A 4,723-nucleotide genomic window follows, 5' to 3' on the forward strand; every position below is an offset into this window, starting at 1 on the left:
CACGACAACGGGCACCAGTTCGACCTGGCTGGCGCGCGCGGCGCGCTCTTCGGCAAGCTGGCGCTCGTAGGTCTGGATGTAACCCTGTGCCATGTAGACGGCGAAGCCTGCGAGGCCAAAACCCACCAGGAGCACCAGTCCGAATATCAATCGCATGGCATGTCCTTTCCGTGTTCACGCCCCGGCTGCGGGAGCCGGGCATGTCCAATCCTGTGATCGGTATGCAGACTGACCGGCAAGTGTGGCGAAATCTGGGTCACGGCTTGGCGGAGAAGCGGATTTCGAAAGATTGCGAAACAATGCCTGGTCCGGTTCCGGGGCCGCCGAAATAGGCAAGGCCGCATCCGGGGATGCGGCCTTGCCAGGCATCCGGTTCGGTAAGCTGAAGATCAGTTCAGCGTGCTGAGTTTCTTAACCTCGGCCGAGGTCAGGGCGCCTTCGATTTCCTCGGCCACATGGTTCACGCCGGTCCGCACCGAGGTGAGAACGGCGATGCCCAGGCCCACGATCGCGGCGGTCAGCACGACCCAGTCCACGGTCACGGCGCCCGATTCGTCCTTGTGGAAGCGCTTGATCAGATCGAAAAGTTTCATTTTTTGGTCCCTCCAATAGGATATCCGGTCACTTCACCTGCCATGTCGGGGATCGCGGGGTCTGTCATCATCCTCGCCCGAAACCACCTCGGCATGGGCGGATAAGGCCATCCGAATCGGGCAGGAGTTGGGCTGAGGCTTGTCATTTTCCGCCAAAGGGCAAAGTTTGCGGGATTTGCCTACAACTCCATGAAAAAAGGGACGAAAAGTCATAAATTTTTTAGGTATCCGACGCGGGCTCGCCCTCCTGACGTGTCGGGTTCTGATCCTGGCGATTGATGATCGGCCATAGGTGGTGGCTTTTGGCGACGGATTCTGCAAGATTCCGGCAAGACCTTTGATCGAGCAGGGCAGAAAAAGGTCATGGCGACGAGATACATCGTGGCGACGATTGCAGCGCTCTCCGTGGCGACACCGGCAGCGGCCGATCCGCCGCCATGGCCGGACTTCACCTTCAAGCGGGTCAAGCCGCCCGAACCGGGCGCGGTCAAGCGGATCACGGTGCAGGTGCCGCCTGTCCAGCCGCGGCTCGCCCCCCCGAAACCGCCCGCGATGCGCGAGGCGGCGCCGGAGCGCGGCCACAAGCCGGGCCCCGGGCCGGACTGGTTCTGGGCGCGGGTTTCGCCTGCGCTGGCCGATGGCGGGCCCGGACGGCTTGGCCTGGCGCTGGCGGCGATCTCCAGCCCGCCGGTGGACGGCGCCGCGATTCCGGAGCCGCGGTTGCAGCATCTTCAGGACATCGCCGCCTCCTACGGCACGGACATCCTGAGCGCGACGGTCGGCACGCGGGTCTCGCCCGCTCTGGCGCTGGCGGTGATCGGCGTGGAAAGCGGCGGGCGCCGGGCCGCGGTCAGCCCCAAGGGCGCGACCGGGCTGATGCAGTTGATGCCCGCCACCGCCGCGCGGTTCGGCGTGTCCGACAGCCTCGATCCGGTGGCCAATATCCGCGGCGGGGTGGCCTATCTCGATTGGCTGATGCGGGAATTCGGCAATGATCCGGTGCTGGTGCTGGCGGCTTACAATGCCGGCGAAGGGACGGTTCGCACCCATGCGGGCGTGCCGCCCTATGCCGAGACGCGGCATTATGTGCCCCGCGTTCTGGCCGCCTGGTCGGTCGCCCGGGGCCTGTGTCTGACGCCGCCCGAACTGGTCACCGATGGATGCGTTTTCCGCGCGCGGGGGGCCAGCTAGGCATGGGCGCGGAGAAGCCGCTGGTGCTGGATGTCGATGGCACCTTCCTGCGCACCGACCTGATGCTGGAATCGCTCTGGGCCGGGCTTGGTCGTGCACCGCGGGAGACCCTTGCCGCCGTCCGGGCCACGCTGGGCCGTCCCGCCGCGTTCCGACGCGAGGTCACGCGCCTTGTCCCGCCGCGGGTCGATCTGCTGCCGATCCGGGTCGAGATCGCCGAACGGGCTCTGGCCGCAAGCGAGGCAGGGCGCGAGGTGGTGCTGGTTTCGGGGGCTGATGACGGGCTGATCGACAGGCTGGCCGGGTATTACGGGTTCACCGCCGGGCTGGGCGCCGACGGGCGACGCGACGTGGCGGGCGAGGGGCGGGCGGCGGTGCTGAAATCGGCCTTCGGGTTGCGCGGCTACGATTATGCCGGGGACAGCGCGGGCGACCGGGCGGCGTGGTTGGCGGCCGACAGGGCGGTGGTGGTGGGCGGGCGCCCGGGCCTGCTGGCCGAGTTGCAGGCCGCCGGACGCCGGGTCGAGGTGGTGCCGGGCGGCTGGCGCTGGCGCGATCTGGTGCAGGCATTGCGGCCGCATCAATGGGTCAAGAACGTCCTGCTGTTCCTGCCCGTGCTGGCCGCGCATGATTTCACGCTGCCCACGCTGCTGCTGGTGCTTCTGGGCATGGTCGCCTTCTCGGCGGCGGCGTCCTGCATCTATGTCGTCAACGATCTGCTGGATCTCGAGGCCGACCGGCTGCATCCGACCAAGCGCAACCGGCCCTTCGCGGCGGGGGCGGTTCCGATCGGGGTGGGCATGGTGGCAAGCCTGCTTCTGGGGCTTCTGGCGCTGGGTATCGGCGCCGCGCTGGGCTGGGCATTCCTTGGCGTGCTGGTGCTCTACATGGGGCTGTCGCTGGCCTATTCGCTGAGGCTCAAGCGGTTGCGCTGGGTGGATATTGCAACGCTGGCAGCCCTTTACACGATCCGGGTGCTGGCCGGGGCGGCGGCGACGGGGATGGGGGCCTCGATCCTGATGCTGGTCTTCGTCTTCCCGGTCTTCCTGTCGCTGGGCTGTGTCAAGCGGATGACGGAACTGGCGCTGGTGGTGTTCTTCGCCTACAGTTTCTCCGAGCAGGCGCGTGCGCTTTATCCGACGCGCTGGCTGCTGTGGCTGGCGCTGGTTCCGCTGGCCATCTGGTTGATCCGAATGGTCATTCTGGGCCATCGCGGCAAGCAGGATTACGATCCGATCGTGTTCGCGCTGCGCGATCGGGTGGGGTTGGGGCTGATCTTCTTCGCGCTGTCCTTCATGTTCTACGGTGCCGGACTGTGGCAGCGCTGGTTCGGGTTCTGAGGGCCGTTTCCGAAATCGGAATTCCATCGGACTTTCATCGGAATTCGATATGGCAGGTCGCGGCAGAGGCGCGCCCGGCCCGCGCCTGCGGGCGGGGTGTTCATCAGATCGACAGCTTCTTGAAGATCGACTCGGGGATCGCGCGGATCACGCCCATGATCGCCAGCCAGAAGACCGGCGTGTAGATCACGTTGCGCTTCCTCTCGACCGCCTTCAGGATGTCGGCGGCCACCTTGTCGGGGGGGGCGACCAGGAACATCCCCTCGATCCCCCAGGTCATCGCGGTATCGGTGAAGCCGGGCTTGACCGTGACCACATGCCCGCCCGCCCGCGTCAGTCGGTTGCGGAGCCCCGAAAGACAGGTGGCAAAGCCCGCCTTGGCCGCGCCGTAGACATAGTTGCCGATCCGCCCCCGGTCGCCCGCGACCGAGCCGACGCCGACGATCGTGCCCGCGCCGCGCGCCTCGATCAGCGGCGCGAGCATCAGCAAGAGCCGCGCGGGCCCGGTGAAATTGTCGATCACCACGCCCTCGATCAGCGCGGGGTCGGCGTCGATTTCGGCTTGCGGCGGCATCGAGCCGGTGAAGACGGCCACCGAAACCGGGCCCTCGCATTCGGTCATGCGGGCAAGGATTGCGTCGAAACCGGCCGGGTCGCGCAGGTCGACGCGGATCGTTTCGGCCAGCGCCGCGCCGCGCAGGCTTGCATCGGCCGCGTCGCGGTCCAGATCGGCGGTGTCGCGGCCCGCAAGGATCAACCCGTCGCCGCGTTCGGCCAGCTTGCGGGCGAAAGCGCGCGCCATCGCGGAGGAGGCGCCGAGGATCAGCCAGGTCTCGCTCATGCCGCACTCCTGAGTTTCAACCGGCGCATGAGGTCGGTCGTCATATGCCCCTCGGGGTCGGCGCGGGCGATTTCGGCCCGCCAGTCGTCAAGTTCGGGATACATCGCCGCGATCGTGCCGGGCCGGGCCAGCGCGTCCTTGGCCAGGTAAAGCCGCCCGCCCGCGGCCTGCACCATGTCTTCGAGCCGTGCGTAAAGGGGGGCGGCGCGGGTCTTGCGCGCGGGCAGGTCGACGGCCAGCGTATAGCCCGCCATCGGGAAGGACAGATGCCCCGCGCGGCCCGGTCCCATCCGTTTCAGCACCGCCAGCGGCGAGGCGATGCCGGATTTCGCGATTGCCGCGAGGATCTCGCGCAGCGCGGGGGCGGCGTCCTGCGGGACGACGCATTGGAACTGGTGAAAGCCGCGCTTGCCGTAAAGCCGGTTCCAGTCCTCAAGGGCGTCGAGCGGGAAGAAGAATTCGTCCAGCGCACGGATGCGCTTGCGTCCCGAATCGGGGATGCGCGACAGCCGCCAGCGGTTGAACAGCCGGATGACGGGCCAGGACAGCAGCAGGCCGGGCGCGTCCAGCGGCACGGCTTTCGCCCGGCGCACGGGGCCGGGGCGGCTGCCGTCGAGCAATTCGCCCTCTTCGAGGATGCCGCGGCCCAGCCGCTTGCGCCGGGCGGTGGCATCGACCCAGCCCACGGCGAATTCGGCGGTCGAGGCGTCGAGCGCGGCGATGAAGGCGTCGAAATCGGGGATGCGGGTTTCCACCAC

General features: G+C 67.6%; 5 protein-coding genes. 2 read left to right on the forward strand and 3 right to left on the reverse strand.

The window, feature by feature from the left end; all coding sequences use genetic code 11:
• Positions 1-389: 389 nt before the first annotated feature.
• Positions 390-593: a Flp family type IVb pilin gene (locus ENN83_RS12655; RefSeq protein WP_287187515.1), complete on the reverse strand. Its 204-nt coding sequence runs from the start codon at positions 591-593 to the stop codon at positions 390-392.
• Positions 594-956: 363 nt separating this feature from the next.
• Between ENN83_RS12655 and ENN83_RS12660 the strand changes: the two genes are divergently transcribed.
• Together ENN83_RS12660 and ENN83_RS12665 are read left to right on the forward strand one after the other, a co-directional pair.
• A complete protein-coding gene (locus ENN83_RS12660) occupies positions 957-1,784 on the forward strand; it encodes a lytic transglycosylase domain-containing protein (protein ID WP_287187517.1) in 828 nt (275 codons plus the stop codon).
• Between the two features lie 2 nt (positions 1,785-1,786).
• Complete coding sequence (locus ENN83_RS12665) at positions 1,787-3,124, forward strand: UbiA family prenyltransferase (protein WP_287187518.1); 1,338 nt, start codon at positions 1,787-1,789, stop codon at positions 3,122-3,124.
• A gap of 103 nt (positions 3,125-3,227) precedes the next feature.
• Here ENN83_RS12665 and ENN83_RS12670 read toward each other — a convergent pair whose 3' ends face one another.
• Positions 3,228-3,965, reverse strand: a complete 738-nt coding sequence (locus ENN83_RS12670; protein WP_287187520.1) for an SDR family NAD(P)-dependent oxidoreductase — start codon at positions 3,963-3,965, stop codon at positions 3,228-3,230.
• The coding region (locus ENN83_RS12675; RefSeq protein WP_349760127.1) for a D-arabinono-1,4-lactone oxidase at positions 3,962-4,723 on the reverse strand (762 nt) is incomplete at its 5' end. The genes ENN83_RS12675 and ENN83_RS12670, both read right to left, overlap by 4 nt.

The sequence above is a fragment of the Rhodovulum sp. genome, assembly GCF_011048875.1.
Taxonomy (GTDB): Bacteria; Pseudomonadota; Alphaproteobacteria; order Rhodobacterales; family Rhodobacteraceae; genus Rhodovulum; species Rhodovulum tesquicola.